This is a genomic window from Streptomyces sp. NBC_00086 (assembly GCF_026343255.1).
GTDB lineage: Bacteria > Actinomycetota > Actinomycetes > Streptomycetales > Streptomycetaceae > Streptomyces.
Genome location: NZ_JAPELZ010000001.1, coordinates 712,493 through 737,607 on the forward strand (window position 1 = coordinate 712,493; position 25,115 = coordinate 737,607).

General features: G+C 69.5%; 28 protein-coding genes and 1 pseudogene. 15 read left to right on the forward strand and 14 right to left on the reverse strand.

What is annotated here, in order from left to right; all coding sequences use genetic code 11:
* Positions 1 to 389: 389 nt before the first annotated feature.
* The 3 genes from OG276_RS03190 to sigK all read right to left on the reverse strand — a co-directional run bounded on the left by OG276_RS03190 (position 390) and on the right by sigK (position 2,903).
* Complete coding sequence (locus OG276_RS03190) at positions 390 to 593, reverse strand: cold-shock protein (protein ID WP_114041062.1); 204 nt, start codon at positions 591 to 593, stop codon at positions 390 to 392.
* A 1,048-nt stretch (positions 594 to 1,641) separates the two neighbouring features.
* On the reverse strand, positions 1,642 to 2,382 hold the full coding sequence (locus OG276_RS03195) for an anti-sigma factor (RefSeq protein ID WP_266902489.1): 741 nt from the start codon (positions 2,380 to 2,382) through the stop codon (positions 1,642 to 1,644).
* The gene (gene sigK / locus OG276_RS03200; protein WP_266912497.1) at positions 2,379 to 2,903 is read right to left on the reverse strand and encodes an ECF RNA polymerase sigma factor SigK; all 525 of its coding nucleotides are present in this window, start codon (positions 2,901 to 2,903) and stop codon (positions 2,379 to 2,381) included. The genes OG276_RS03195 and sigK overlap by 4 nt, the downstream gene beginning before the upstream one ends.
* Positions 2,904 to 3,473: 570 nt before the next feature.
* Here sigK and OG276_RS03205 point away from each other — a divergent pair.
* Positions 3,474 to 4,130 (forward strand): fasciclin domain-containing protein, encoded by a 657-nt coding sequence (locus tag OG276_RS03205; RefSeq protein ID WP_266902491.1) that lies wholly within the window; start codon positions 3,474 to 3,476, stop codon positions 4,128 to 4,130.
* A 146-nt stretch (positions 4,131 to 4,276) separates the two neighbouring features.
* Here OG276_RS03205 and OG276_RS03210 read toward each other — a convergent pair whose 3' ends face one another.
* Together OG276_RS03210 and OG276_RS03215 are read right to left on the reverse strand one after the other, a co-directional pair.
* Positions 4,277 to 5,158: a DUF4394 domain-containing protein gene (locus OG276_RS03210; RefSeq protein ID WP_266902493.1), complete on the reverse strand. Its 882-nt coding sequence runs from the start codon at positions 5,156 to 5,158 to the stop codon at positions 4,277 to 4,279.
* Between the two features lie 242 nt (positions 5,159 to 5,400).
* Positions 5,401 to 5,544: a hypothetical protein gene (locus OG276_RS03215; protein WP_266902495.1), complete on the reverse strand. Its 144-nt coding sequence runs from the start codon at positions 5,542 to 5,544 to the stop codon at positions 5,401 to 5,403.
* A gap of 288 nt (positions 5,545 to 5,832) precedes the next feature.
* Here OG276_RS03215 and OG276_RS03220 point away from each other — a divergent pair, with 288 nt between their 5' ends.
* From OG276_RS03220 to OG276_RS03235, 4 genes are all read left to right on the forward strand, one after another.
* The gene (locus OG276_RS03220) at positions 5,833 to 7,068 is read left to right on the forward strand and encodes a hypothetical protein (RefSeq protein ID WP_266902497.1); all 1,236 of its coding nucleotides are present in this window, start codon (positions 5,833 to 5,835) and stop codon (positions 7,066 to 7,068) included.
* Positions 7,065 to 8,657: a VWA domain-containing protein gene (locus tag OG276_RS03225; protein WP_266902499.1), complete on the forward strand. Its 1,593-nt coding sequence runs from the start codon at positions 7,065 to 7,067 to the stop codon at positions 8,655 to 8,657. Before OG276_RS03220 ends, OG276_RS03225 begins: the two co-directional genes overlap by 4 nt.
* The gene (locus OG276_RS03230) at positions 8,641 to 9,444 is read left to right on the forward strand and encodes a hypothetical protein (RefSeq protein ID WP_266902501.1); all 804 of its coding nucleotides are present in this window, start codon (positions 8,641 to 8,643) and stop codon (positions 9,442 to 9,444) included. Before OG276_RS03225 ends, OG276_RS03230 begins: the two co-directional genes overlap by 17 nt.
* Before the next feature lie 109 nt (positions 9,445 to 9,553).
* Complete coding sequence (locus OG276_RS03235; protein WP_266902503.1) at positions 9,554 to 10,126, forward strand: GNAT family N-acetyltransferase; 573 nt, start codon at positions 9,554 to 9,556, stop codon at positions 10,124 to 10,126.
* A gap of 255 nt (positions 10,127 to 10,381) precedes the next feature.
* Here the strand turns inward: OG276_RS03235 and OG276_RS03240 are convergent, their stop codons facing one another.
* The 3 genes from OG276_RS03240 to OG276_RS03250 are packed head-to-tail and all read right to left on the reverse strand — an operon-like array spanning position 10,382 to position 11,706.
* A complete protein-coding gene (locus OG276_RS03240) occupies positions 10,382 to 10,636 on the reverse strand; it encodes a hypothetical protein (protein WP_266902505.1) in 255 nt (84 codons plus the stop codon).
* Between the two features lie 55 nt (positions 10,637 to 10,691).
* The gene (locus OG276_RS03245) at positions 10,692 to 11,207 is read right to left on the reverse strand and encodes an STAS domain-containing protein (protein ID WP_266902507.1); all 516 of its coding nucleotides are present in this window, start codon (positions 11,205 to 11,207) and stop codon (positions 10,692 to 10,694) included.
* Positions 11,200 to 11,706 (reverse strand): ATP-binding protein, encoded by a 507-nt coding sequence (locus tag OG276_RS03250; RefSeq protein ID WP_266902509.1) that lies wholly within the window; start codon positions 11,704 to 11,706, stop codon positions 11,200 to 11,202. Before OG276_RS03250 ends, OG276_RS03245 begins: the two co-directional genes overlap by 8 nt.
* A 439-nt stretch (positions 11,707 to 12,145) precedes the next feature.
* Between OG276_RS03250 and OG276_RS03255 the strand changes: the two genes are divergently transcribed.
* The 5 genes from OG276_RS03255 to OG276_RS03275 all read left to right on the forward strand — a co-directional run bounded on the left by OG276_RS03255 (position 12,146) and on the right by OG276_RS03275 (position 17,377).
* Positions 12,146 to 13,735 carry a PP2C family protein-serine/threonine phosphatase gene (locus OG276_RS03255; RefSeq protein ID WP_266902511.1) on the forward strand — a complete coding sequence of 530 codons (1,590 nt, stop codon included), beginning with the start codon at positions 12,146 to 12,148 and terminating at the stop codon, positions 13,733 to 13,735.
* Entirely contained in the window at positions 13,732 to 14,805 is a 1,074-nt protein-coding gene (locus tag OG276_RS03260) for a B12-binding domain-containing protein (RefSeq protein WP_266902513.1), read from the forward strand. The genes OG276_RS03255 and OG276_RS03260 overlap by 4 nt, the downstream gene beginning before the upstream one ends.
* A complete protein-coding gene (locus OG276_RS03265) occupies positions 14,802 to 15,230 on the forward strand; it encodes an STAS domain-containing protein (protein ID WP_266902515.1) in 429 nt (142 codons plus the stop codon). The genes OG276_RS03260 and OG276_RS03265 overlap by 4 nt, the downstream gene beginning before the upstream one ends.
* 41 nt (positions 15,231 to 15,271) lie before the next feature.
* A complete protein-coding gene (locus OG276_RS03270; protein WP_266902517.1) occupies positions 15,272 to 15,763 on the forward strand; it encodes a MarR family winged helix-turn-helix transcriptional regulator in 492 nt (163 codons plus the stop codon).
* Between the two features lie 369 nt (positions 15,764 to 16,132).
* Entirely contained in the window at positions 16,133 to 17,377 is a 1,245-nt protein-coding gene (locus tag OG276_RS03275) for a PP2C family protein-serine/threonine phosphatase (protein ID WP_266902519.1), read from the forward strand.
* Positions 17,378 to 17,526: 149 nt separating this feature from the next.
* Here the strand turns inward: OG276_RS03275 and OG276_RS03280 are convergent, their stop codons facing one another.
* Positions 17,527 to 17,994, reverse strand: a complete 468-nt coding sequence (locus OG276_RS03280) for an ATP-binding protein (RefSeq protein ID WP_266902521.1) — start codon at positions 17,992 to 17,994, stop codon at positions 17,527 to 17,529.
* Between the two features lie 264 nt (positions 17,995 to 18,258).
* Entirely contained in the window at positions 18,259 to 18,591 is a 333-nt protein-coding gene (locus OG276_RS03285; RefSeq protein WP_266902523.1) for an STAS domain-containing protein, read from the reverse strand.
* A 576-nt stretch (positions 18,592 to 19,167) separates the two neighbouring features.
* Between OG276_RS03285 and ppk2 the strand changes: the two genes are divergently transcribed.
* The 3 genes from ppk2 (at position 19,168) to OG276_RS03300 (ending at position 21,222) form a co-directional block, all read left to right on the forward strand.
* The gene (gene ppk2 / locus OG276_RS03290) at positions 19,168 to 20,160 is read left to right on the forward strand and encodes a polyphosphate kinase 2 (RefSeq protein ID WP_266902524.1); all 993 of its coding nucleotides are present in this window, start codon (positions 19,168 to 19,170) and stop codon (positions 20,158 to 20,160) included.
* A gap of 354 nt (positions 20,161 to 20,514) precedes the next feature.
* Entirely contained in the window at positions 20,515 to 20,718 is a 204-nt protein-coding gene (locus OG276_RS03295) for a cold-shock protein (protein ID WP_266902526.1), read from the forward strand.
* Between the two features lie 384 nt (positions 20,719 to 21,102).
* Entirely contained in the window at positions 21,103 to 21,222 is a 120-nt protein-coding gene (locus OG276_RS03300) for a cold shock domain-containing protein (RefSeq protein ID WP_266912499.1), read from the forward strand.
* 178 nt (positions 21,223 to 21,400) lie between these two features.
* Here the strand turns inward: OG276_RS03300 and OG276_RS03305 are convergent, their stop codons facing one another.
* On the reverse strand, positions 21,401 to 21,772 hold the full coding sequence (locus OG276_RS03305) for an ATP-binding protein (RefSeq protein WP_266912501.1): 372 nt from the start codon (positions 21,770 to 21,772) through the stop codon (positions 21,401 to 21,403).
* Between the two features lie 1,014 nt (positions 21,773 to 22,786).
* Here OG276_RS03305 and OG276_RS03310 point away from each other — a divergent pair.
* Entirely contained in the window at positions 22,787 to 23,125 is a 339-nt protein-coding gene (locus OG276_RS03310) for a MerR family transcriptional regulator (RefSeq protein WP_266902528.1), read from the forward strand.
* Between the two features lie 515 nt (positions 23,126 to 23,640).
* On the forward strand, positions 23,641 to 24,018 hold the full coding sequence (locus OG276_RS03315; protein ID WP_266902530.1) for a PRC-barrel domain containing protein: 378 nt from the start codon (positions 23,641 to 23,643) through the stop codon (positions 24,016 to 24,018).
* Between the two features lie 50 nt (positions 24,019 to 24,068).
* Here the strand turns inward: OG276_RS03315 and OG276_RS03320 are convergent.
* From OG276_RS03320 to OG276_RS03330, 3 genes and pseudogenes are all read right to left on the reverse strand, one after another.
* Positions 24,069 to 24,287, reverse strand: a pseudogene (locus OG276_RS03320) (hemolysin III family protein); the annotation flags it as partial.
* Positions 24,288 to 24,454: 167 nt separating this feature from the next.
* Positions 24,455 to 24,583, reverse strand: coding sequence for a hypothetical protein (locus tag OG276_RS03325; RefSeq protein ID WP_266902532.1), 129 nt, complete (start codon positions 24,581 to 24,583; stop codon positions 24,455 to 24,457).
* A gap of 86 nt (positions 24,584 to 24,669) precedes the next feature.
* Positions 24,670 to 25,029 carry a hypothetical protein gene (locus tag OG276_RS03330; protein WP_266902534.1) on the reverse strand — a complete coding sequence of 120 codons (360 nt, stop codon included), beginning with the start codon at positions 25,027 to 25,029 and terminating at the stop codon, positions 24,670 to 24,672.
* Between the last annotated feature and the right edge of the window lie 86 nt (positions 25,030 to 25,115).

The window sequence follows — 25,115 nt, forward strand, 5'->3', positions numbered from 1 at the left end:
AAGGAGCACGGCGCACAGGTGCGACGCGCGACGGTTCAGCGCTCGGGGTGACTCACTTGGTGTACAACGGCACGTCCTTGCCGGGGGCGACTGCGGGCGAGAACACGCTAACGGCCCACGGGAGTACGGCTCCACCGATTTTCGGGCGCGTGTGGCAGGGCCGCCCGCGGGTGGCAGGCGAGCTGCCGGCCCGAGGTGTCGGCTCCCAAAGCGGGCAGACGCGGCGGCGGGCGGGGCGCATGCCCGGATGCCGGCGCGGGCCGGCAGCAGGGAAGCGGGGGCCAGGAGCTCACGCGCCTGCGAACGCAGGAACCCGGCCAGCAAACGAGGCTGGCCGGGCTTCCTACAGGAGCGTCGCTACCGCGGCGCCCCCCATGAAGAGGAAAGGCTTAGGCGGGGGTGATGTTCTCCGCCTGGGGGCCCTTCTGGCCCTGGGTGACGTCGAAGTTCACCTTCTGGCCTTCCTGGAGCTCACGGAAGCCCTGGGCGGCGATGTTCGAGTAGTGGGCGAAGACGTCCGGGCCGCCACCCTCCTGCTCGATGAAGCCGAAGCCCTTTTCCGAGTTGAACCACTTCACAGTTCCGGTAGCCATGTGTCCTCCAAGGGACTAGAAACCGATCCCGCACCATGCGGGAGCCGGAGGTGATCGCCCTGGTCCTCAGAGACTGTGAACAGCAAAATCGCCCGTGAATCCTGCACTCACGGGCGACCGGTACTTCGGAACCATGACAGCTGGCTTTGACGGTACACGCAGAGTGCTCCTCGCACTACAAGAATGTCGGCCAAGAGGAGGACACGGCACGAATCCGCCCCTGGATGGCACCGCCGGCTCCGACGGCCGGAGCGGACTCGCCACCCGGCCTCCGACCCGTCCACGCGCCGAGGTGGACCCCTGCCTTCGTGCCGGAGCGCAGGCGACGAGCAGCGGATGCCGGTTGGTACCGCGGGTGGCGATCACTCGCGGGTGCCTGGCGAATGACCTCATCCACCTCTTGGGTGATCCTCTGATCCACTCAGCTCCCCATGGCCGGATTCCGTACCAGACACCAGTCGCCCTCACAGGTCACGCCTTGGTTCACTGATGCAGGCGCCACCCCGGAACTGCTTGCGGCTCTCGCAGCCTGAGGCGGCGCGGCGGAGAAAGCCCCTGCACGCCGATCGCGGTGTTCGATGTGCAGGGGCTCCGTCAGAGGCGGACCGTTTCGGAGAGGTTGATGGAGCCCCGGCCGCGCGATGGCGGGGGGATGCCACCACGCGGCTCGGGCCCGCTGGGAACTCCGCGCCGCTCACCGCCGCGGACTCCCGTGCCCCTTCGTATGGCCGGTCTCCGGGAGCCCAAACGGTCGGAGTGCAGAAAATCCCGACCCGGCCTGGCGCCCTGTTCAGCAGTAGCGCACCCATGCGTGGGCGTGGGCGTGGACGTAGCGGGCATCGACCCAGCCGGACTTGTCGGCGAGGTGGTACCACGGCGGCCAGTCCGCGTCCGACGAGCAGGACGAGCGCGGAGGGGCTGGGCACGAGGCCGCCTGTTCCCCCGAAAGGGAGGGCTTCCCGGCAGGCGGCCGAACGGGGCTCCGCGCACCCGCCGCCCCCGGAACAGCGGCCGTGCCACCGCTCCGGCCGTCGGGCCGCGCGGACGGTCAGGCGGGGAGGGCGAGCAGGAGCAGAGGACTCGTGGTGGGCTGCGGGGAGCCGCCGGCGGGCTCCAGGGTCAGACCGACGGCGCGAGCACTGCCACGGTCGCCTTGCATGACGGTGGACCCGTCGCCGGGGAGGAGGCCGGCGGGGCGCATGGTGCCGTGGTCGTCGAACCACAGCTGATAGCTCTTGCCGGCCGGCGGGGTCGGCAGGCCCGCGCTGACGAAGACGGCCTTGTCGCGCAGTGCGGAGGTGATCACGGTGGTGGCGGCTCCGTTGGTGGTGCGTCCGTGCACGGTCCGGGCGTCGGGGGCAGCCACGACGGCGGCCAGCTCCTGGGCCTGCCGGCCGGCCTGCTGAGCCTGGGCGCGGGCCTGCTCGGTCTGCTGGTGCTGCCAGGCGGCGAGTCCGCCGAAGGCCGCGGCGAGGGCGATGCTCGCGGCGACGACGAAGGGACCGGCCCTGCGCGTCAGAACGGTGGTGAGGCGGGCAGGGGGCTGAGTGCGCGGGGGCAACTGGCGGACGGTCTCGATGCGGTGCGCGACCGCCTGCCTCATCGGCGCGGGCGCGGGCAGGGCGGCCGCCGCGGCCAGGCGTGCGGCCGTCGCCCGGAACTCGGCGACCTCCTGCGTGCAGGCCGGGCAGTGCCCGAGGTGCGCGGCGAAGGCTTCGAGCTCCTCACCGGTGAGTGCGTCCAGTACGTACGCGCCGGTGAGGGTGTGCAGGTCTTCGTCGTGTTTCATGTGGTCACCCCCATGCAGTCGCGCAGCCGGATCAGTCCGTCGCGCATTCGGGTCTTGATGGTCGGAAGCGGGGAGCGCAGTGCGTCCGCGACCTCGCGGTAGGTCAGCCCCTGGTAGTAGGCCAGGGTCACGGCTTGTCGCTGGAGTTCGGTCAGGCCGCGCAGGCAGCGGCGTACCTGTTCACTGTCCAGGCGGGTTTCGACCTGCTCGGCGACTTCGTCGAAGGGCGTGGGCTGGTCGCGTACGGCGTTGGCGTACTCGCGGTTGGCGGAGGCCTGGGCGGAACGGACGCGGTCCACCGCCCTGCGATGGGCGATCATCGCCACCCAGGTCCTGACGGTTCCCTGCTCCGGGTGGTAGCGGGCGGCCTGGCGCCACAGGTCGATCATCACTTCCTGAGCCACCTCCTCCGACTGCGCACGGTCCCGCACGACCTTGACGGCGATCCCGAAGACCATGGCGGCGACCGCGTCGTACAGGACGGTGAAGGCGTCCTTGTCGCCGTGGCCCACCCGCTCCATCACCTCCTCCAGCCGCGACCCGCCCGCGTCCGCGCCTTCGAACCGCAGCGGCTGCGTCACCGGCATCCCCTCCCGTGTCGCCCGGAGCCGGGCTGTGACCCGACGGCTCGGCAGCCGCGCCCGCACATGTGCCTCGATGCCATCAACCGCTCTTTCGCCGTCGCCGAGAGAAAGACCGGCCCGTGGTCGGGGGCCGGTCATGGTTGCTCTGTCCTGCATCTTCTTCGTAGCGGACCTTTGTACGGATTGCTCCGGTGCGACAACGCCGTACCGCCGGCGCCATCCGATCGAGTGAAACCGGCTTCGACCGCCCAGCCGCCGCAACCACGGTCCGGAAGGTCGCAGGAGTGGTCAAGCCGGACAGGAGTCCTTTCGCGGCGCCCGGCCCACGAGGCCTCCCGTTCCCCGTTCCGGCAGCGGAAACCCGCTGATCCCGACGCGCGACCAATCCGCCGGACGGAGCACAGCGAATGCCGGGTGTGAGGAGCCCACGGGTGACGTCCGCGGACCTTTTCCGCCCCCAGGCTTCTGATTTTTCTTGAAACGCCAGAAACACACGAGGAGATCCTCATGTCCAGCACGCTTCGTTTCCGCCGTACCGCACTCGCTGCCGCCGCCGCGGCAGTCCTGCCCTTCGCTCTGGCCGCCTGCTCCGACTCGGGCAGCGATTCCGCTGCCGGATCCTCGGCGGACAAGAGCGGCAGCACTTCGGCTGCTTCGCAGGCGGCGACGCCGGATGCCTCCACGGCCATGGACACACCGTTCGGCCCGGCCTGTTCCGGCGTTCCCACCGAGGGCGCGGGCTCCTTCGACGGCATGGCCAAGGACCCGGTCGCCACCGCCGCGTCCAACAACCCGGCGCTGTCCACCCTGGTCGCCGCCGTCAAGCAGGCCGGCCTGGTCGACACGCTCAACAACGCCAAGGACATCACGGTGTTCGCGCCGACCAACGACGCCTTCGCCAAGATCCCGAAGGCTGACCTCGACAAGGTCCTCGCCGACAAGGCCACCTTGACCAAGATCCTCACGTACCACGTCGTCGGCCAGCCGCTCGCTCCCCGGCAGTTGGAGAACGGCTCCTTCGACACGCTGGAGAAGAGCAAGCTCACCACCAGTGGCTCGGGCGAGTCCTACAAGGTCAACGGCACCTCCAACGTGGTCTGCGGCAACGTCAAGACGGCCAACGCCAACGTCTACATCGTCGACACCGTCCTGATGCCGAAGTAGCCCCACCACTGGACCGCGGCCCGTTCCGGACGCCCGCCCTGCGTCCCCGAGGCACCCCGGCCGGACGAACCACCTTCGGCATCCGCACTCCCGCGAGGACTCGGCGGGGCCGCCCCCCAGCGGTCTCGCCGAGTCCTCGTTTCGGGCTACCGCTCCTGGCTGAGGGGCAGGGCGATGTCGGTGACCTGCTGCCTGCCCGGGAAGGCGCCCCGGCCGGCGGCCTTGCCGGTGAGCAGGTTGATCTCGTACAGGCCGTAGGAGCTACCCGTGCCGAGGGCGGCGAAGCCCTTGTTCGTGCCGGTCCTGGCGTTGTAGTAGATGTCGAAGCCGGCCTCCGGGCCGGCGTTCGCGCCGAGGTTCCCGGTGGGGGCGAGGGCGCCGCTATTGGCCGGGGACTGCAGGGAGATCCGGTCGGCCATGGTGTCGATGTCGAACAGGGTCGTCGCGGTCGCGGCGTTCAGGTCGTTGTTGGTGTAGGCGGCGCCCGTCACGCCCAGGGCGGTGGAGGGCGGGGTTGTGGGGGTGGTCAGCGTCCCATCGGTGGTGGTGCCCAGGGGTGCGGTGACGTCGTCGATGTTGTGGCGCAGGTTCTGGCCGGTGTCGGAGATGACGCGCAGCCGGTTGGCGGCGGGGTTGAAGTCGACACCGAAGTACGTGCCGGAGAGGGCGACGGTGAGCTGGGAGACCTTCGTTGCCCCGGCGTTGGTGGTGCTGAGCGTGTAAACGCCGCCACGGTCGCCGACTCCGTAGAGCTTCTCGTTCTGTACGCGGAAGTCGATGCCGACGATCTTGGTGTCGCCCTGGAGGCCGGATACCCGGCCCACGGCCGACGTCCTGGACGGCCTGTCGACGTCGAATTCGACGAGCCGCTGGTCGGAGGTGAGTCCGATCGCACTCAGTCCCCCGCGTTCCATGGCCGGCAGGGTCCGCGGCGGCGTATCGGTGGCGGAGGCCGCCGCGAGCGCGGGAGCGGAGCAGACCGCCGCGAGGACGGCGGAGAGGGCGATGACGGTCCTGCGAGTAAGCATGTTCACCTTTCGCGTGGCTGATGGACCTGCCCGAGGTGACGGCGGGTCCGGGCATGGTTCGCAGCCGGCAGCCATGCGGACGTCCTCGTATCGGGAATCCACCCCAACGGCGCAGTGCGGCCGGCCCACGGCAGCCGCCGTCTGCGCCGGCCCCGCGCCCCTTCCCCCGGTCAAGCCCCGCTGCGGGGCAGCAGCGGCAGGCCTCTCGCCGCGCGCTCTCGCTCCGGTCGTGCCCGGGCGGGTCAGTGGGAAGGGGCTCCGAATTCCGCGTGCTGGGTGTGGAAGGCGTACTCCGCGTCGTCGCCTGAAGGCGGGGCGGAGAAGGAGATCCTGCGCACCTCGGCCCGCGCCTGGTCCATGAGCTCTTCGAACTCTTCGTCGGTCATCGTGCTCGCCTCATAAAATCCATCCCCCCTACAGATGATTCGCGGCGAAGCTGCGAGCGGACTGGTGGGTGTGCCGTGGATCGGGGGGCCCTTTCGGAGGAACCCGAAACGGCCCCCCCGATCACCGTCCGTCGTGATGCGGGTAGGACGGATTACCAACTGGGCATGTTAGTAAGCGAATTGTTGGCGAACTCGACATCGGTGGGCGGATCTCGTAGGTACGCTCCCCGGGCGGTTCGGGGAGAGGGCGCCAAGGGGGAGTGTCGGGTGGACGGGGAGACAAGAGTCGTGGAAGAGCCGCGCCTGGCCGTCGGGCGTCCGGTGTCCTCCCGGTGGCCCAGACGCAGGCTGCTGGCGGTCCTGCTGCCCGCGCTGGCGGTCGTGCTGGTCGGCGGAGCGGTGCTGGCCCGGTCGGGGAACGCGGCCCTGCCGACCGAGCGCATCGTCACCCTGGAGGGCCGGATGGCTTCCAAGCGGGACTTCTTCGAGGACCCGGAAGTCCAGCGAATTCTGATGAGGCACCACATACGGCTGCACATCACGAGCTCCGGATCGCGGGAGGTCGCGGTCCGCGACCTGTCCGCGTACGACTTCGTCTTCCCCTCCGGCCAGCCGGCGGGCGACTTGATCACGAACCGGCGCGCGGCGGAGAACAAGTACGCCAAGGTGCACCGGCCCTTCGTCAGCCCCATCGTGCTCGCCACCTACCGCGAGTACGCGGAGACCCTGCGCGACGCGGGGATCGCCATCCCGCAACCGGGCGCCTCCGCCGCGGCCGGCCCGGACCAACCGCTCTACTACGAGCTCGACATGACCAAGTTCCTCGCCGGAATCGACAAGGGGCAGCGCTGGAACGACCTGGGCATCCAGGCGCACGGGATAGCCAACGCCAACCGGATCGTGGTCCAGTCCCCGGACGTCTGCCAATCCAACTCGGCGGGAACCTACCTGGCGTTGGTCTCCTACACCTGGCGCGGAAACGGCAGCGAGGTCCCCACCACCGACCAGGAGGCAGACGACCGCGCCCGGTCCATCAAGCACCTGATGGAGCAGGGATTGCCGGCCGCCGACGTGTTCCGTACGTACATCTCCCCGGAAGGCAAGGGGATCGCCCCGCTCGTGGTGGCGTACGAGCACCAATACCTCACCTATCAGGCCCAGGTGCAGGCCGAGTCGAAGCGGCTGGACACACAGCGGGTGCTGCTCTACCCCTCCACCCAGTTCGTCACCCAGCCGGAGTTCATCGCGCTGAACCGGGACGGCGACCGGCTCGGCGAACTCCTCACCCACGACCCGGGGTTGCGTCGCCGGGCGATGGAACTGGGCTTCAGGATCCTCGACCCGGCGGGCAAGGTGGCGGGCGACCAGCTCACGCACTTCCTGGAGGAGCGCCGCATCCCCGTGCCCTCGGTGGGCGGCAACGACACCCGGTCCCCCCTCCCCCGCATCCGTTACCTGGAGCGGATGATCTCCCTGATCGGCGAATGTCCGGACATCGACGTGGCGGGCGGGTCCCCCGAGTGAGGGGCCGCCGCCGGACGGCCCGGCTGCTCGCGCCGTGCCTGACCTTCCTCTGGCTCTTCGTCGCGACGGCCTGCTCCACCGGCGGGGACGAGCCGGTCACCTTACGGGTGCTGGCCAGTTCGGAACTCGAAGACATGCGACCCCTGTTGGACGAGCTCCGCCGTGACACGGGCATCACGCTGGAGATGGACTACCGGGGTACGGACGACGCGACCCGGGCGCTCGGCGCCGGCCACTACGAGCACGACCTCGCCTGGCTCTCCTCCGACCGCCCCCTCCAGCTGAAGCTGAAGGCCGCCGGCGTCCGTACCGAGAGCCCGATCAGCACCAGCATCATGCGGTCCCCGGTGGTGATCGGGCTCAAGCCGGCCGCCGCGGGCCGGCTGCGCGGGCGTACTCCCGACGGCCAGATCTCCTGGGCCGACGTGGCCGACGCCGCCGCCGACGGCTCCCTGTCCTTCGGCATGGCCGACCCCGGGCACACCGACAGCGGCCTGGCCGCGCTGGTCGGTGTCGCGACCGCCGCCGCGGGAACCGGCGCCGCCCTGCGGCCCGAGGACGTCTCCTGCGAGCGGCTGAACGGATTCTTCACCGGACACCTGCTCACGGAGGACTCCTCGGCCGCCCTGGCCGACGGATTCGTCAAGCGGCAAGGCGAGTTGGACGCGCTGGTCACCTACGAGTCGGAGCTTCTGGCACTCAACGCCGGCGGGCGGCTGCGCGAGCCGCTGGAGATCGTCCACCCGAAGGACGGCATGGTGCTCGCCGACTACCCCCTCCTGCTGCTCGATCCGGCGAAGCGGGCGGCGTACGACCGGCTCGTGGACTGGCTGAAGAGCGGACGGGTGCAGAAGAAGATCATGGAACGGACCCTGCGCCGGCCCGTCGACCCGGCCATGACCCGGATCGCGTCCCTGCGTCCGGCCATCGGCAACGCCCTCTACTTCCCCGACCGGCAGGAGGTGCTCGACCGGTTGCTGTCCGACTACGGCGACGCCAAGAACGCACCCCCTGCCCGGGTGTTCTTCGTCCTCGACTTCTCCACGTCGATGAAGGGCGAGCGCATCGCCGGACTACGCGCCACCTTCGCCGGGCTCGGCGGCGAGGACGGCTCCCCTTCGGGCAAGTTCCTCCGGTTCCACCGGGGCGAGTCGTTCACGCTGATCCGCTTCGCCGGCCGGGTGCTGGACGAACGGACGATCACCTACCGCACGCAGGCGGATCTGGACCTGCTACGGGCGGCGGTGGCCTCCGACGACTTCGGCGAGGCCACGGCGGTCTGGTCCGCCCTCGACCGCGCCTACGGACAAGTGGGCCAACTCGTAAGGGCGTTCCCCGGGCAGGGGGCCTCGGTCGTCCTCATGACGGACGGCGAGAACAACGCCGGGATCGGGCTCGACGCCTTCCTCGAGCGGTACCGCGCACTGCCCCCCGCCGCGCAGGCCGTCCACACCTACACCGTTCGCTACGGTGACGCCGACCCTCAGGAACTCGACCGGGCGGCGCGAGCCACCGGCGGACGCATGGTCGACGCCACCGCCCAGTCACTACTGAGCGCCTTCAAGGAGACCCGTGGCTGTACTGAGTGAGGACTGGTGGGCGGTCTGGTGGCCTTGGATGCTCCTGTGGCTGCTGACGGCGGGCGGCGCGTTGACCCTCCTGGTGCTCGCCGTGTCCTGGTTCACCCGCGGCGGCCGCTCCGCCGGGCAGAGCCTCACGTACAGCATCTGCTTCTACCTGCACGACAAGTCGGTCATGGACCACTACCAGATGCGCGGGTACGCGGCGGCGCTGCGCCGGCAGGTCGAGCAGCGGACCAGCGACAGCAAGGACGGGACGATCCGGACGAGGGTCTTCGGGGTCGGAGCGGACGCGGGCCGGCGGGAGAACCGAGAGATCGTCAGCAGGTACCTGGAGGTCGCCGAGCCCATATCGGTGATCGGCCTGGTCATGGACGTGCTGGAGGAGAAGGACGTGATCGTCCACGTCGATCTCGTCAACCAGACGGTCCTGCGCAACAAGGCACTGGCCAAGGCGCTCGCCGCGGCTCCCGGGGGCGCGGCTCCCGAGGCCCGGACCGGGCGTCCCGGACCGGCGCACCGGGACGTACGACTGCGTGACATCGAGGACTTCGTCCTCATCCGGGGCCGGTTCCGCAAGATCGGCGACACCCCGGAGGGCTCGGTCTTCCTCGCCCCCTACGGGGACCCCGAGGACCCCGCACGCGGACCGCGGGTCCGCGTCACCTGTGCCGCGGAGGGGCTGCGCAACGAGGTGCCGAAGGGCACCTTCTCCGCGCGCTGCCTGGGCAAGGTCCAGGACTGGAACGCCGAGGAGGGGGTTCTCGAAGTCCAGGCCATGGCGATCTTCCGCTGACCGGGGCCGTCATCCCGTCCGGAGGGGCCCTGCGGCAGCCAAGGCGCCGGGGCAGACGGGGCAGACGGGCTGAGCGGTGTCACCCCGTTCGTCGTGGCATCGTGATGCCATGACCATCGCAGTTCACCCCGCCTCCGTCTTCGAGGATGTCCGTACCCTGATCGGCCCGAAGTCGCCCGAGGCCAACGTCTGCTGGTGCCTGAGCTACCGGATCCCGTCCAAGCTCAACAACGAGCTCCGCGGACCGGCCCGCGGTGAACACGTCGCCGAGCTGTGCCGGGTCGGGACGCCCCTGGGAGTGCTGGCCTATGACGGCGACGAGCCGGTCGGCTGGGCCGCCGTGGCACCCCGCTCGGACACCTCCTTCGCGCGCAGCCGGAAGATCCCGTACGTCGACGACCTGCCGGTCTGGTCCCTGTGGTGCATCCGCGTACGCCCCGGTCATCGCAAGAAGGGCATCTCGCATGCCCTCATCGCCGGCGCCGTCGAGTTCGCCCGCTCCCAGGGCGCACCGGCGATCGAGGCGTACCCCCTCGACAACGGGGACGCCAAGGTCGACCTCACGATGGCGTACGCCGGAATCCGGAAGAACTTCGAACGCGCCGGATTCACCCACGCCGCCGACACCACCTCGGTACTGGCCGGTCATCCCAGGGTCCTGATGCGGCTCGACCTGCGCTGACGGGTGACGGCGGGAGACGACGGGAGACGACGGGAGAATGCAGGTGGCGCCGGCCGCCTGGTCGCGGCGGCGGCGCGCGATCCCCGACAGGGCCTCCAGGACGACGCGGTTGGCCAGGGCCGCACGGCGGTCGAGGTCCTCGGGGTGGTGGGCGGTGTGGCGCTGTCTTCGCCGCGGCCGGTGCCTTGCCGGGCCATGGCCTGTTGGCGCCGGGTCTGAGCCTGCCGGCCTAACGGGGCTCTGGAGTGCCGGTCTTCAGGGGGTGTCGCCCTCCCAGAGAAACGGACCCCCGGGATCGGCTTCGGAGGGCTTGTAGAGAGAGCGGCCGCCGGGTCCGAAGAGGCCTCGATCGGTGATCAGGAGCGCTCCTACTGCGCGTTCCTGCGGGGACAGGTCGGTGATGTCGTAGAGCTGGCCGTCGAGGGGGCCGCCGAGCAGGTTCACGTACACGCGTCCGGGCGACGGGCCGGCCCACTGGCCGTCGTCGCCGCAGTACACTCTCGCGTCCATTGTGGTCACCTCACTCGCCTGCCCTCCTCAGGGCCGTGCAAGCAGGTGAACTGGCTCACTCACCCCAGGCGAGCGCCGCTTCGATGCTGTCGGCGACGTGGAACAGGGCGCGGGCTTGCGTGAGTTCGAGTACTCGTTCCAGGGATGTGGGCAGAGGGCCGATGAGGACCAGGCGGCTGTTGCGCCGGAGGCGGAACATTTCGTTGAGCATGGAGGAGTCGGCGAAGGTGACGCGGCTGACGTCCAGGATGATGCGTCGGATGTTCGGATCGGTGATGGCTGCGGTGCCGGCCTCTTGAACGGCCTGCAGGGTCCGCTGGTCGAATTCACCGGCGCAGACGATGACGCGTGCCCCGTCGTTGCGGTCCGGGAGGGCCAGGACCTGCTGCGCTCCTGGTGATTTCTCATGGGCGTCGGGCCTGGGGCCGCTGCTGGCGAGGAGTCCGGCCTGGTTCAGTTCGTGGACGATGATCCAGGCGAGGTCGTCGGGGTTCGGGGCGTCGGGGGGAACCGCGGCGAGGTAGGCAGCAATTCTGGTTGCGACTAGTTTTGCTGTTCCTGCATCACTCATGCGTGCCTGTCTGCTGCTCTTCGGCTGTCCCGAACGCCCTGCGGAGTTGGGGCTGGTGATGGTGTGACGTCGCGTCCGTGCTCTTCAGACGCTGGGTGGTGGTGATGGTCTTCCCACCGCCTGGGAGGGGGGTGATGTCGACGCGTTCGGTGAGGAGCTGGATGAGGGGCCATCCGTAGCCGCCGGGGCGGCCATGGGCCGTGGGGTGGGACCAGGGGTGGTCAGGGCTGGCGTCGCTGGCGGCCAGGTGGAGGACGTCCCCGGTGATGACTGCGTGAAAGTGGGTGATGCCGCCGCCGTGGCGGATGGCATTGGTCACCAGTTCCGAGGTGACCAGGAGCGCGTCTGCGGCAGGAACGCTGTCGGGGCTGATGCCCGCGCGCGCGAGGAGCTCGGCGACCCGGTGGCGGGCGGAAGCCGCCGTGGCAACAGCCGACCGGGCACCGTTCCTGGTGTGCTCCGGACGGGGGGTGTTGTCGGCTGTCGCAGGCGCGTTCATGCCTTCATCGCCTGCCCTTGATGGTGGAGGTCATGCGCCGCACTGATCCGGTCCGGCTGCCGGTGCCGGCAGCCGGTGCCGGCAGCCAGCATGTCATTGCGTCCTCCACGCTGTCCGCCCATCGGCATACGGGCCGAGACCGGTGAGCTGGAAGAAACGGCGGACCCCGCGTTGCAGCGGGCCTGCCAGGACGAGCGTAGTTCCTCGGCGGTACGGGCGCGGGCGAGGTCAGGGGGAACTGTGTCGAGGGTGCGGGACGGCGCGGCGGGGGGCGCGGTTGCCATGGCGATGGATATGGAGGATGGTTGCCGGAAGGCAATTAATCTTCTTCCAGACTATGAGGTGAGGGGTTCGCACAGCGGGCCTCAACGATTTGGTGATTCCCACCCAGGAAGCGGCCCCTTCGGTGCGCGCGCCGTGGAGTGAGGCCCCCTACCCCGTGCTTGTGGCAGATGACCAGGGAACCCTGCTGCTGGTCAACGAGGTTGCCGGTCTGCTTTTCCCTCAGGCCCGCGCGGGGACGCCGATCGCGGACACTGTGCCCGCGTGGCTGTCCGAAGCCCACACCCGCCGTCTTGCCCCAACACGTACCCGGCCTTCGGCCGCTGAAGCCGGCGCCCTGGTGCAGGGCCCGGTCGGCGACCGTTCGTATGAAGCGCATCCGACGTGCCCCGGTGACGGGACGGTGGTGTGGTGGCTCGTCGACGACACCGACCACCGCCTGGCCCGCGAGGCCCTGCGGATGGAGCGCAAGCGCACCGCCTTCCTGGGGGAGGCCTCGAATGTGCTGCTGTCCTCGCTGAATCTGGAGCGGTGCATGGACGTCACCGCCCAGATGGCCGCGGAGCACCTGGCCGACGCAACCGTGGTCATCGCACCCTCACGCGGCCGTGAACTGCCCATCGTGTCCTGCGTGCGCGGCGGGATGCCGGTGGCGTCGAGGGTTGCCGCGCACCCCGAGGCCGTACCGGGGCTGGCGGAAGCGCTGCAGGGGTTCCCGCCCGTCCCGTCGCGCTGGATCGATCCTGCCACCGCCCCGGCATGGCTGGTCCCCGAGGAGTTCGGCACGGTGGGTTCGGTAGTGATCACACCGCTGCCCGGCCACGGCGTCCCCGCGGGAGCGCTGGTCCTGCTGCGCCGCTCGGGCGGCAGCGGATTCACCGAGGGCGAGGAGGTGTTCGCCCGCCTCTTCGCCGCCCGGGCGGGCGCCGCCATGTCGGCCGCGCGCCTGTATGCGGAGCAGGCGTCGATCAGCGAGACGCTGATGCGCGAACTGCTCCCGCCGTCCCTGCATCAGGTGGCGGGGGTCGAGTACGCGGGCGGCTACCGGCCCTCCCTGGACCATGAGCGGATCGGTGGCGACTTCTACGACGTCCACCCCGCCGCCGTGGCGGGTGACGCGTCGCTGGTCGTCCTCGGCGACGTATGCGGCAAGGGTCTGGAAGCCGCCGTGATGACGGGAAAGATCCGGAACACCCTGCACGCCCTGCTGCCCATGGCCGATGACCACCCGCGGATGCTGAACCTGCTGAACACCGCGCTGCTGAGCACGCACAACGCGCGCTTCGCGACCCTGGTCCTGGCCTCCGCGGTCCGCGAGGGCGGCTCCGTCAAGCTGCGGCTGACCAGCGCCGGCCATCCCCCTCCGCTGATCCTGCGCGCCGACGGAACCGTCGAGGAAACCGCGACCTACGGCACGCTGGTCGGAGCGCTGCCGGCCGTGACCGCCGAGACGGCGGAAGTGACGCTCGCCCCGGGCGAGACGTGCGTGCTCTACACCGACGGGATCACCGAGGCTCGAGGCGGACCGCTCGGCGGGGCCATGTTCGGAGACGCGCGGCTCCAGCGAGTGCTTGCGGAGTGCGCGGGGATGCCCGCTGAAGCGGTGGTGGAGCGCGTGCAGATGCTCGCTTCCGAATGGGTCGGCACCGGCCGTCACGACGACATGGCCGTCGTTGCGATCTCCGCGCCCCGAACCAACCACCTCAGTGCCGTAGACGGGCACACGAGGGGCAGGTTCACAGCGTGATAGGAAACGCGACAAGCACGGAACCTCTGGCCGCACGGCTTTGGGACGCGGCCCTGGCCGGCGACGAGCAGGCCGCGGTCACCGCGGTCCGCCAGGCCCTGGAGGACGGAGCCAAACCTCAGGATGTCTTCTTGAACGTGATCGCCCGGGTGCAGGGCCGCGTCGGGGAGCAATGGGCCGCCAATCGGATCAACGTCGCGCAGGAGCACGCCGCGACCGCGATCAACGAGCGGGCCGTAGCCGTCGTCGCCGAGCATCCTGCCGCCCGTACGAAGCCGTCGCGCGGGCGGGTCGTGGTGGCGTGCGTGGACGGGGAGTGGCACGGGCTGCCGGCCCGGCTCGTAGCCGAGGTCCTCAAGCTGCGGGGCTGGCAGGTGGACTACCTGGGCGCCCACGTCCCGACCCCTCATCTCGTCGCGCACATCCACCGCACCGGGCCGGACGTCGTCGCCCTGTCCAGTTCGATCCCCACCCGGCTGCCCACCGCGCACGCCACGATCACCGCGTGTCAGGCGGCCGGGGCCCCGGTTCTCGTGGGGGGAGCCGCGTTCGGCCCGGACGGCGAGTACGCCCGCCTGCTCGGCGCGGACGCTTGGACGCCGGACGCCCGCTCGGCCGCCGACCTTCTCGAGCGCGGGCCGCTGCCGCGTCCGCGGCCCGACCACCAGCCCATCGATGACCTGCCGCACCTGGCCGACCAGGAGTACACCCTCGTCACCCGCAGCCGCCCCCAGCTCGTACGGACGGTCCTGACCGCCCTGGAGAACAGATTTCCGGCGATGCGCGGCTACGACGAGGCGCAGCGGGAACGCACGGCAGAGGACTTGGCTCACATCGTCGATTTCCTCGGTGCCGCCCTCTACACCGGCGACGCCGAGCTCTTCTCCCGCTTCCTGCTGTGGACCGCGGGCATCCTCGAAGCCCGCGGCGTCCCCGCGCAGAGCCTGCCGCCGGCGCTGGACGTACTCGCAGGTGAGCTGAAGGACTTCCCCCGCGCCACCGGCATGCTGCGCCTCGCCATCACGCGCCTGACCAGTACCCCTCTGACCGTTGGCGGAGCCGCCGAATGATCCCCGTACCCGGGCCGCTGCGCCTCACCCGCACCGATACGGCCGGCGCCGTGCGCATCGAGCTGCACGGCGACTTCGACTACCAGGATGCCGACCGCCTCCTGGATGCCGTCACCGAAGTCCTGGCCTGCCCGGGCGGGCTGCGTGATCTGCACCTGGACTGCACAGACATGGCCGGCGTCGACTCCAGCGGGCTGTCGGTCCTGCTGATGATCCGCCGGCGCACGGACGCCGCGGGCGTACGCTTGCACCTGGAGGGGCGGCCGCCGGCGCTGGAGCGGATACTGCAGGTCACCGGCACCCTCAACTACCTCACCAGCGCACACACCGGCAACGCGTCGGCGGCCCCGCCGGCCGAGAGAGCGTCCACCGCCACGCAGGAAGCCATAAAGTCCCGCTCCAGCGGGCAGGACCCCAGCACTTGACCGGCACCGGCGGGCGGGCCGCTCGCACGGAGGGAATGCACATGTCCGTACCGGCCTTCGGGCCCAGCAGTATCGACCCGGACACCGCGCGCTCGGTCAGCGACATCGCCGAACTCCTCGACGTCGTCTACGAGAACGCCCGCCAAGCCGCTACGGCTTCATCGGTCTCCACAACGCAGCTGCGCCTGATGTTCCTCCTCGACCGCCAGCCCGGGATCCGCATGAGCGCCCTGGCCCAGCTCCTCGGCGCCGCAGCCCCCTCCGTAACCCGGCTCTGCGACCGGCTGGAGGCCACCGGATTCCTACGCCGCCACCCCGGCCCCGGCGACGGCCGCGAGCTCACCCCCCGGCTCACCCCAGCCGGTGAGCACCACCTCGCCCAGATACGAGAAAAGCGCCAGCAGACACTCGCCCAGGCCCTCGACACCATGAGCGCCGATACCCGGCAGGCACTCGCCACAGGACTCGCAGCACTCCAGCTGGGCATCACCACGACCGCCGGATCCCCCCAGCAGGACGGCCCCGCCGCCTGAGACCGTGAACGCCATCCTCGCCCGGTAGCTCCGCCGGCGAAGCCGCCCGGGCGGCGAACCGAGCCGTTCGACGTGCGCCCCGCGGCAACAGGTCAGCCGGATGACCGGTGCGCTCCCCGGCCGCACCGGCCCGGGAACGCTCGGCCGACGACCGAACTACCGAGCCAACCGCGCTGCCTGCCCACCAGTTCCTGAAGCCTCGTGATGCAATGAGGCCTGTCCGATGCCGCCTCCGGGCGGATCCTCGCGCATCCGGGACAAGGCCCCGGGGCGGCATCGAGTGGTAAAGGGGTCGCCGTGAGCGCAGGAGAACCAGACAGCGACCGGGGGTCCGGCCCTGACGCGGGCGGAAGCCGCCGGGGTAAGGCGATGACATTGGCGGGCGCGTTGGAGGCTGCTGAGGCCGCCGCGCCCGTGGAGTCGCTGGACGTCGTGGCGCGCATGCTCAAGGACCACCTCCAGGCGGCATCGGTGTCGTTCCTGATCACCGACTTCACCGGCAGTTCCGTCGTACGGCTGGGAACCGCCGACAGCATCGACACCGACGAGCCGCCCCAGCGGATACTGCTGCGCGACACCTTGTACGAAGAGGTCATCCGCACCCAGCAGCCGCAGGTCGAACACCGGGGCGAGGGCCGGCACGTCCGCGTGATCGCCCCGGTGACCAACCGGGGAGACGCCATCGGGCTCCTCGAACTGTTCCTGCCCACCGTTCCGGACGCGGAGGTGATGCGGGAGGTCGGCGAGGCCGCACACGCGTTGGCGTACATCGTCATCGCAAACCGGTCCCACACCGATGTGTACCAGTGGGGCCGGCGCACCAAGCCGCTGAGCCTGGCAGCCGAGATCCAGCACCGCCTGCTCCCCGCGTCCCTGGCGTGCGAGGCGGCGCAGTTCGCGGTCGCCGGGGCGCTGGAGCCCGCCGAACACGTCGGGGGCGACACCTTCGACTACGTCATCGACCGGGACACCGTCCAGCTCTCCGTCACCGATGCCATGGGCCACGACGTCGACGCCGCGCTGCTCGCCACCCTGGTGGTGGGCGCCCTGCGACGGGCCCGGCGGGAGGGCGCCGACCTCGCCGACCAGGCCCGCCAAGCCGACCAGGCCATGCGCGAACACGGCCGCAGCGGCTTCGTCACCGGTCAGCTGCTGCGCATCAGCCTCCTCGACGGCGGGACCGAGTTCGTCAACGCCGGGCACCCCTGGCCACTGCGGATGCGCGACGGAAAGGTCGAGGAGATCGTTCCGAAGGTCGACCGGGCGTTCGGCCTCAACATCCATCCCTCACAGCCCAACACCTACCAGGTGCAGACCTTGGACCTGCGGCCCGGCGACCGGCTGATCATGCTGACCGACGGCATGCTGGAGCGCGACGCCGAGAGCCTCGACCTCTCGGACCTGATCATCCGCACCCGCGAACTACATCCCCGCGAAGCCGCCCGTACGCTCATCAAAGCGGTCGTCGAGGCGGTCAACGGCCACCTCGACGACGACGCGACCGTTATGTGCCTGGACTGGCACGGCGTCCACCACTCCGAACGTGACGCCGCCCACGGCGCTGACGTCACCGACGCCTCGCCACCTGCGACAACGGGACCGCCCGCTCCCTAGTCCTGTGGCCGAGTACGGCCGACAAGGCTGGACCGGTGGCTTTCCCGGCATTCCCGGACTCCTTGCGGCCCGGGGCGGTCAGAAGCAGCTCCGCGACCGGCTGAAGCGCTGCCGCACCCGTGCGGCAAGGGCGATCCTGGCCGACATCGTCAGGGGAGGCGTCCGGCCGGGTCCCCGCCGGGGTCGTCGGCCAGTCCTATCGTGACCTTCACTCGCTTGCCCACGGGCTCGCGCCGCACCTCGAAACTGCGGCACACCGCCATCGCGATCTCCAGGCCGTGCTGCCCGATCCGACTCGGATCGGCCGGGCTCACCGCGGGCAGCTGCGCGTCGGTATCCCACACGCTGATCTCCACGACACCGGCGCCGACCTCCAGCTCCAGCAGACACGGGCCGGGCGCGTACTTGTAGGCGTTGGTCACCAGCTCACTGACGACCAGCTCCACCATGCTCATCGCACGGTCCGACACCGGAATCCCGTGAACACCCTGCACCGCGGTCATGAAACCGCGGGCAGCACGCCTGGCCCCAGCGATCGGTTCGCTGCCGTCCAAGGCCATGGCCGACACGATCGGACCGCCGACTAGCAACTCACCTTGGTGCACCACAGCAGCCATACCGCCACCCTCGTCCTGAGCAAGCCACACGGCCGCTTCCAGCCGGTTACCCCGAAACAGGAGCCATACACGAGAGCACAGAACAAAAATTCGAGCGCCCCGAGCGAAGCCGCTCCGAACCACAGGCCCCGCCGCTCCCGGGCGTGACGCGAACGCTGCGGACAGACAGCCTGCGCGCAGTTCCAGGGCAGGTGTGACGGATGTGTTGACGAGGGCTTTCAGGGGGCCTCCGGGAAGCGTGCGCGGGTCCTGCCGCGCTCTGCCCTACAGGATGCGGGCCGCCTCGACACCCTCTGCGGTCGGGAACAGGGCGGTAGTCCCGGTGAGGTCCAGCAGTCGCCCCATGCGAGGCGGCACGGGGCCGACCAGAACCAGGCGGCCAGTGCGCCGCACGCGCAGCATGAGGTTGAGCATCGCGGAGTCGGCGAAGGTCACGCCGGTGACGTCCAGGACGACCCGACGGACAGCATGATCATCCACAGACGCCACACAGGCTGCTTCGAGGGGTCCAAGAGAGTCCTGGTCGAACTCGCCTGCGCACACGATGACGCGGACGCCGTCCTTGTCAGACAGCACCTGTACCTGCTGTTCCACCATCAACTCCCCAACTCAGCCCGCGGTGCGCTCTCGCACCGCCTCCCCTTCTCTACCCACGACACAACCTCAACCAGAACGCTCCGCCAATCCGAAACACGACCTTCGCCTTGCATGGACGGCCACGGCCCGCCAGCACCGCGCGTCACACCATCCCGGTCGATGGGACGAGCTGCTCCGCGAGCCGCCGGACCCCATCAGGCGGGCGCACCGGAGAGCACGGAGGGGCCCTGGCGCCGATGGCACCGGGGCCCCGAAGGAACTGACTACACCATCCACCGGCCCTGGTGCTGCGCCGGCCCACTATGTCCACACACCCGACTCACGAGCTGCCGGGCCCTACTGTCTCTCCGGACTACGAGAGAAACCATAACCACGCCACAGTCCAATGTCTACTTCAGCCAACACAGATTTTCAGATGCCCGTCACAGAGGTAATCGGGCGTCGTTAGGTTCAACAGCCGCGGGCCCGGGGACAACGCCCGGACAGGCAGGACCCACCACCACGACGGACTGCTTCCCAACCAGAGGCCGGTCCGGCACCGCGGTCGATATGCGTTCGCCGGGGTAGGCGCCCGGCATGAAGAAGCCGACGGAAGACTCCGAGGACCTGCTCGCCGGGTTGAGCGTGGACAACAGCCGCCCGGAGGAACCGGTGCTGCTCGACGCGGGCGGCGCGCCGATCCGGACCTGGCGTGAGAACTACCCCTACGACCGCAAGATCCGCCGGGCGGAGTACGAGCGGGCCAAGCGGATCCTGCAGATCGAACTGCTCAAACTGCAGAGCTGGGTGAGGGCGACCGGTTCCAGGGTGGTGGTCATCTGCGAGGGCCGGGACGCCGCCGGGAAAGGTGGCACGATCCAGCGGTTCACCGAGCGGCTCAATCCCCGCGGGGCGCGCGTCGTGGCCTTGGACAAGCCCACCGAGCGAGAGGCCGGCCAGTGGTACTTCCAGCGCTACACCGCCCACCTGCCCGCCCCGGGGGAGATCGTCTTCTTCGACCGGTCCTGGTACAACCGCGCCGGCGTCGAGAAGGTCATGGGCTTCTGCTCCGACGACCAGTACAAGCTGTTCCTGCGGCAGTGCCCGGCCTTCGAGGCCATGCTCGTCCAGGACGGCATCCTGCTGGTCAAGTTCTGGTTCTCCGTCTCCCGCGCCGAACAGCGCACCCGCTTCGCGATCCGCCGGGTCGACCCGGTACGACAGTGGAAGCTGTCCCCCACCGACCTTGCCTCGCTTGACCTGTGGGACGCCTACACCACCGCCAAGGTCGACATGTTCCGGGCCACCGACACCGACCACGCGCCCTGGACCGTGGTCAAGAGCAACGACAAGCGACGGGCCCGGCTGGAAGCGATCCGCAGCCTTCTCGACCGCATCGACTACGACCGCAAGGACACCACGGCGGTCGGCCGTCCCGACCCCCGGATCGTCGGCGCCGCCGACACGCTCCTGGAAGCCGGCGAGGAACCCGCCGACCTCACACCCACCCCGCTGGCCGGCACGCCCCGAGGACCCGGCAGGCACCCACACCACCCTCTGCCCGCCGACTGCGCTCGGGGAGGAGCATGACGCTCCGGAGGGCCATCTACGTCGCGGTCGGCGAATACCCCAACTTTCGAAACGCTCCACTGGGGGTGAATCAATATCTGCCCCCGCCGCCTGAGAGTTTAACGGGCATCGCGAGGAGAGTTTTTTACCGGAGCACAGGGGGTATATCCATGCGACCCACGCAATCCACTATGACGTGCTACTGTCCATCTCGGTTGCAGTTTTGGTACCCAAAAACTTAAAGCACATCCAGTCGGCCTCTGTGCCGCATGGAAGCGCTTCATATTTCCGGTCAATTTCCGGGCGGGGCATCATCGCGGCGACACGGCGTCCGCACCATGCGGACGCCGGTCTACTGCCCCAAGGAGATATGACATGACTGCTGGCACCGTGAAGTGGTTCAACGCGGCAAAGGGCTTCGGCTTCATCGAGCAGGACGGTGGCGGCGACGACGTCTTCGCCCACTTCTCGAACATCGCCGCGCAGGGCTTCCGCGAGCTGAACGAGGGCCAGAAGGTCACCTTCGACATCGCGCCGGGCCCCAAGGGCCCGACGGCGGAGAACATCGTTCCCGCCTGACGCCGACCCGCGTTTCGCAGTTGGGGCCCGCATCCCTCAGGGTGCGGGCCCCAACTGCACCCACCTCCCGCGGTGCTTCCACCCCGCGGGTCTCAGCAGGGGCTGCCGCCCCCTCGGAGCTGCACCCGAGTTCATTTCTCCGGCTTTCGCATGAAGCCACCCCCGCGACGATCACCCGCATCCGCACACATTCTTCGGGGACCGAATCCGATTTCGCATTCCATTCGACCCGTTCCTCGCATTTTCCCGTGCCGCTCCTACCTGCGGGAATCCCTTGATGCGCGCCGCATCAAGGAAGGTTCCGCATGAATCCCACCCGTACGAACGACCGCATGGAGCGGTAGGCGTTCATCGGCTGGAAGGCACGAGACATGGCTACGGAAACTGGGAAGTGGCCCGGACGCCTTCGCCCACTACTCCGCGATCAAATCCTCGGGCTTCCGTGAGCTCCAACAGGGCCAGGTCGTCACGTTCGACATCACCCACAGGGCCGCGCCGCGTTAGCTGCGCGGCCCTGCTCCACGTCTGGAGCGGGACCGACCGACGGGGCGGCTGACCGGTGGCTGTCCGTCTCGACGGAGGCCGGCGTGCGCCGTGTCCAGGGTCGCGCCCGAAGTCCGCGGCGTACGCACGGCTGGACCGGCTGGACGGCCCCGTGGCCGGCAGGCCGCAGAGCCCGGATTCACCGGGGAAGGGTGGCGGTGATCGCCTTGCCCGTGCCGGTCCCGGCCTGGGCGATGGTGACGTCACGGGCCAAGCGTTGGATCATGGGCCAGCCGAATCCGCCGGTCCGGCCAGTGAGGTCGGGAGTCCGGTCCTGGGGGTGGGCCGGGCTGGGGTCTTCAACGACGACCTGGATGTGGTGGCGGTTCGCGCGGAGCTCCATGGAGGTGACCGTGCCGACGTGCCGGAGCGCGTTGGTCACCAGTTCCGACACCAACAGCACCACGTTCTGAACGGTCGACTCGGGCGGTGGTGGGTTGAGGCGGGCCAGGAAGTCGGATGCGGCCTCGCGGGCCTGTGCCGTCCGCACGGGCCGGCAGGCGGTCTCCAACGGGTGGGCAGAATGACTGTCGGCGTACTCAAAGTGGCGCAAGTCCTTCACCCCGTCCTGCGGCGTCCTCGTGCGGGATCAGTGCCGCTTTGTCCCGCTTACCCCGGGTAGGCAGGGGCACGCAGAACATGGACCGTGAGCCCGGGGAAGCTCGGAGACGTGAGCGGCCGGGATCGGCAACCGCTCGCCGCAGTGGCGTGGCGCACTCGGCGGCGCGTCCGGTGTGCAGGTCCAGCTCGGCAAGCTCAGGGAGCAGCGGACACGTTCGAGCTCGATTTCCTCCTGACCAGCGACGAGGAAATCTATCTTGGCTGGAGTAGACATTGGGCGGTGACGTGGTTATGGTTTCTCTCGTAGCACAGAGAGACCGCAGGGCCGGGCAGAGACGAACTGCCGGGCAGCAGTACGCAGGACGGTGCGGTGGTGGAGTTCCGAAGCCAGGGCTGGTGCAGGACGGCGACGGTGCTGACGACTGGACCGGGTGGCCCGCAGTGATCAGGGGCCACCACGAGTGGTACCCAGCAGTGAAGTCAGTGAGCAGCACCTTGGTGAAGGCGTCGGCTGCGGGCGCGCGCACCGGGAGGTTCGGCAGTGGGGTTCCAAGCCAGAGCAGACGCAGGATGGGCGACGGGGCTGGCTGCCGGAACGTGGCGCCAGGTCGGGCCACGCGCAGCATGAGCAGTACAAGCAGTGAGCAGTACCAGCAGTAGGCGTGACCAGCATGACGCAGTACCCGTTGGGCAAGTAGTTGATCACTGAGGGAAGAACGGAGGAGCTGAGCGCCATCAGGATCGCCCGGGCCGGCAGGTTGGAGCCCGGGTACCGCAGGACATCGATAGTGAGGTGGTCTCCGGTCAAGCAACCGCGATCCCCGCACCCCGCTCACGTATGAGTCGGGTCTGCGGACACAGAGGGCCGGCGCAGTATCAGGGCCGGCAGATGGTGTAGTAGTTCCTTCGGGGCCCTGGTGCCATAGGCACCAGGGCCCCTCCACGCGTTCCAGAAAGAGGTTCAATGACAGCAGGTGACTCGTTCGGCCGTCTCGACGACGACGACTACCCCGCCTACACCATGGGCAGGGCCGCAGCGATGCTCGGCACCACCCAAGGCTTCCTCCGCGCCCTGGGCGAGGCCCGCCTCATCACCCCGCTCCGCTCGGACGGCGGCCACCGGCGCTACTCCCGCTACCAGCTGCGCATCGCCGCCCGCGCCCGCGAGCTCGTCGACCAAGGCACCCCGATCGACGCCGCCTGCCGCATCATCATCCTCGAAGACCAACTCGAAGAAGCCCAACGCATCAACGCCGAATACCGCCGCGCCAGCGAAACCCCCACCCCACCGACCTCGGCCTGAGGTGATCACGCCCGTCGGCATCGACGGCCAGACGATCATCTCGGCCCGCAGACCGGACTCCGGACAGAGTGCTACTCGGGTGCCGAGGCTTCGGCGAGGTCCGCCCCGGCGTCAGCGCTGCGCGTGGCCTCGTGCGTACGGTGCGTACCGTGCCAGTCCAATCCCATGACCGTCGCATCGTCCTGGAGACGGCCGCGAGGAGCAGAGGGTGCCCGGCAGAGCGACGCGCCCAGGGGGCTCGCTGGACTCGACGGGGGAGGCGGATTCCGCTGCCGCGAGCGTGTCCGCAAGATCCATCTGCTCAGGCTGCTGGCCAGACCCTGCACCGCACTCAGGAGATGCCGCCGCAATCGCTGACTGCACTGGCGAGCCGATGTCCGACCACCGGCGTAGCGCGCCCGGAGTGTTCTGCGGACTCGGTTGCGCGACAAGTACGGGGGCATGCGGTCGGGCAGACGCGAACCGGTGGTGCACCGAGCCAGCACGTCCGGTCGTCGAAAACGAGGAGATGGTCTGTGAGCGGAATGTGGATGTACGCGCAGGACAGCGGATACACGTCCGGACAGTCATTGGTGGGATTCACCGTGGAAGCCGCTGACGGTGCCATCGGGCACGTGGACCGCCAGCAGGACCAGTCCGGCATGCAGCACCTGGTGGTCGACACCGGCGTGTGGGTGTTCGGAAAGAGCGTCCTGATCCCGGCCGGCGCCGTCACGCGCATCGATGCCGAAGTGCAGGCGGTGCGGGTCTCGGCCACGCAGGAAGAGATCAAGGCCGCGCCCCGGTTCACCACCGACAGCGAAACAGCCGAGCACGACTACCTGTCCGCGGTCGGCGACTACTACGTCTCCCTCCGCCGCCCGTTCGCGCCCGGATCCGACGCCGGTCGGTAACCCCACCGGCCCCACGCAACGGGACGATCATGCATCGCCACGTCTCGTAATCAGCAGGCGGCGAGCGAGACGGCGACGTAGTACGCGGTGAAGGCTGCCACCGTCAGTGCGGGGAACACCGCGTGGTAGCCGAACCAGCGGGGTGAGGGGTCGGGACGCTGAAGGGCGTACACGACGGCGCCCGCACTGTAGAGCAGCCCGCCCGTCACGATCAGGGCGAGTACGGCCGCGCCACCGCTGTGCAGGTAGCCCACCGCTGCCCAGCCCAGGCGACTTCCTCGACTGCGCCGACGTCATCCGCTTCGTCAAGGTCCAGGCCGCCACCCAGGGCATACGGGTACGCCTGCGCCGACACAGCGGAGTCTCAGAGGCCCAACAGCTCCGCGAGCGAGCGCCCCGCGTCGCGGGCTGACGAGCTACTGCAAGGCGCGGAAGGTTAGCGGGTGGCCTGGGTGGCCTGGGTGGCCCGGGTGATCCAGTCCACATACTCGGCGCGGCCCCCGTCGATCGCGAACGCGATGACCTCCGGCGACTCGTAGGGGAGGACGAGTCCGTGCCTCTCCACGGTAGGACCGTTACAACACTGAGGGCCCGACCCGATACACAGGTCGGGCCCTCAGCCCTGCGGCGGGTGCTCGCCGTAATCTCGGGTCAATTGTCGGAGTAGCTGAAGTCGCCCACGGTCCAGGCGCTGACGTCCTTGATCGAGATGCGGTACATCCCGCCCGTCTCCGGGATGCCCACGGTTCCCTGCAGGATCCGCGCCACATGGAAGTGCAGATGTGTGGGCGGCCCCTCCCTGGGTGTCGTGGCAGTGAAGATGGCGGAGAACTCGCCCAGGCGTGCGGAATCCGTCAGCACCTCCGACACCCGTTCTCTCCACACGGCTTCGGGGGCGAGCCGGCCGGTGATCACAGCACCGCCGGTGACCACGGTCAGGGACATCTGGTTGCTCTGCCCGGACTCCACCAGGGCGGCGACGTTCACGAGCAGCTCGTCAGGCTTCGACATGGAAGTCAATTATATTCCCCACCGCACCCCGGCGTGGCGCCGCCCGTGGTCCCTCTCTCCGCATGCTGAGGCGCCCGGCAATGAAT

Bases quoted from the DNA above. Each gene is read 5' to 3' on its own strand.
- OG276_RS03235 (WP_266902503.1), top strand. From the start codon at position 9,554: ATGACCATCGCAGTTCACCCCGCCTCCGTCTTCGAGGATGTCCGTACC.
- OG276_RS03330 (WP_266902534.1), bottom strand. From the start codon at position 25,029: ATGTCGAAGCCTGACGAGCTGCTCGTGAACGTCGCCGCCCTGGTGGAG.
- OG276_RS03280 (WP_266902521.1), bottom strand. From the start codon at position 17,994: ATGGCTGCTGTGGTGCACCAAGGTGAGTTGCTAGTCGGCGGTCCGATC.
- sigK (WP_266912497.1), bottom strand. From the start codon at position 2,903: ATGGAGCGGGTGGGCCACGGCGACAAGGACGCCTTCACCGTCCTGTAC.
- OG276_RS03310 (WP_266902528.1), top strand. From the start codon at position 22,787: ATGACAGCAGGTGACTCGTTCGGCCGTCTCGACGACGACGACTACCCC.
- OG276_RS03195 (WP_266902489.1), bottom strand. From the start codon at position 2,382: ATGAAACACGACGAAGACCTGCACACCCTCACCGGCGCGTACGTACTG.
- OG276_RS03275 (WP_266902519.1), top strand. From the start codon at position 16,133: ATGACATTGGCGGGCGCGTTGGAGGCTGCTGAGGCCGCCGCGCCCGTG.
- OG276_RS03205 (WP_266902491.1), top strand. From the start codon at position 3,474: ATGTCCAGCACGCTTCGTTTCCGCCGTACCGCACTCGCTGCCGCCGCC.
- OG276_RS03295 (WP_266902526.1), top strand. From the start codon at position 20,515: ATGACTGCTGGCACCGTGAAGTGGTTCAACGCGGCAAAGGGCTTCGGC.
- OG276_RS03245 (WP_266902507.1), bottom strand. From the start codon at position 11,207: ATGAGTGATGCAGGAACAGCAAAACTAGTCGCAACCAGAATTGCTGCC.
- ppk2 (WP_266902524.1), top strand. From the start codon at position 19,168: ATGAAGAAGCCGACGGAAGACTCCGAGGACCTGCTCGCCGGGTTGAGC.
- OG276_RS03215 (WP_266902495.1), bottom strand. From the start codon at position 5,544: ATGACCGACGAAGAGTTCGAAGAGCTCATGGACCAGGCGCGGGCCGAG.
- OG276_RS03210 (WP_266902493.1), bottom strand. From the start codon at position 5,158: ATGCTTACTCGCAGGACCGTCATCGCCCTCTCCGCCGTCCTCGCGGCG.
- OG276_RS03285 (WP_266902523.1), bottom strand. From the start codon at position 18,591: ATGGTGGAACAGCAGGTACAGGTGCTGTCTGACAAGGACGGCGTCCGC.
- OG276_RS03190 (WP_114041062.1), bottom strand. From the start codon at position 593: ATGGCTACCGGAACTGTGAAGTGGTTCAACTCGGAAAAGGGCTTCGGC.
- OG276_RS03250 (WP_266902509.1), bottom strand. From the start codon at position 11,706: ATGAACGCGCCTGCGACAGCCGACAACACCCCCCGTCCGGAGCACACC.
- OG276_RS03270 (WP_266902517.1), top strand. From the start codon at position 15,272: ATGTCCGTACCGGCCTTCGGGCCCAGCAGTATCGACCCGGACACCGCG.
- OG276_RS03265 (WP_266902515.1), top strand. From the start codon at position 14,802: ATGATCCCCGTACCCGGGCCGCTGCGCCTCACCCGCACCGATACGGCC.
- OG276_RS03240 (WP_266902505.1), bottom strand. From the start codon at position 10,636: ATGGACGCGAGAGTGTACTGCGGCGACGACGGCCAGTGGGCCGGCCCG.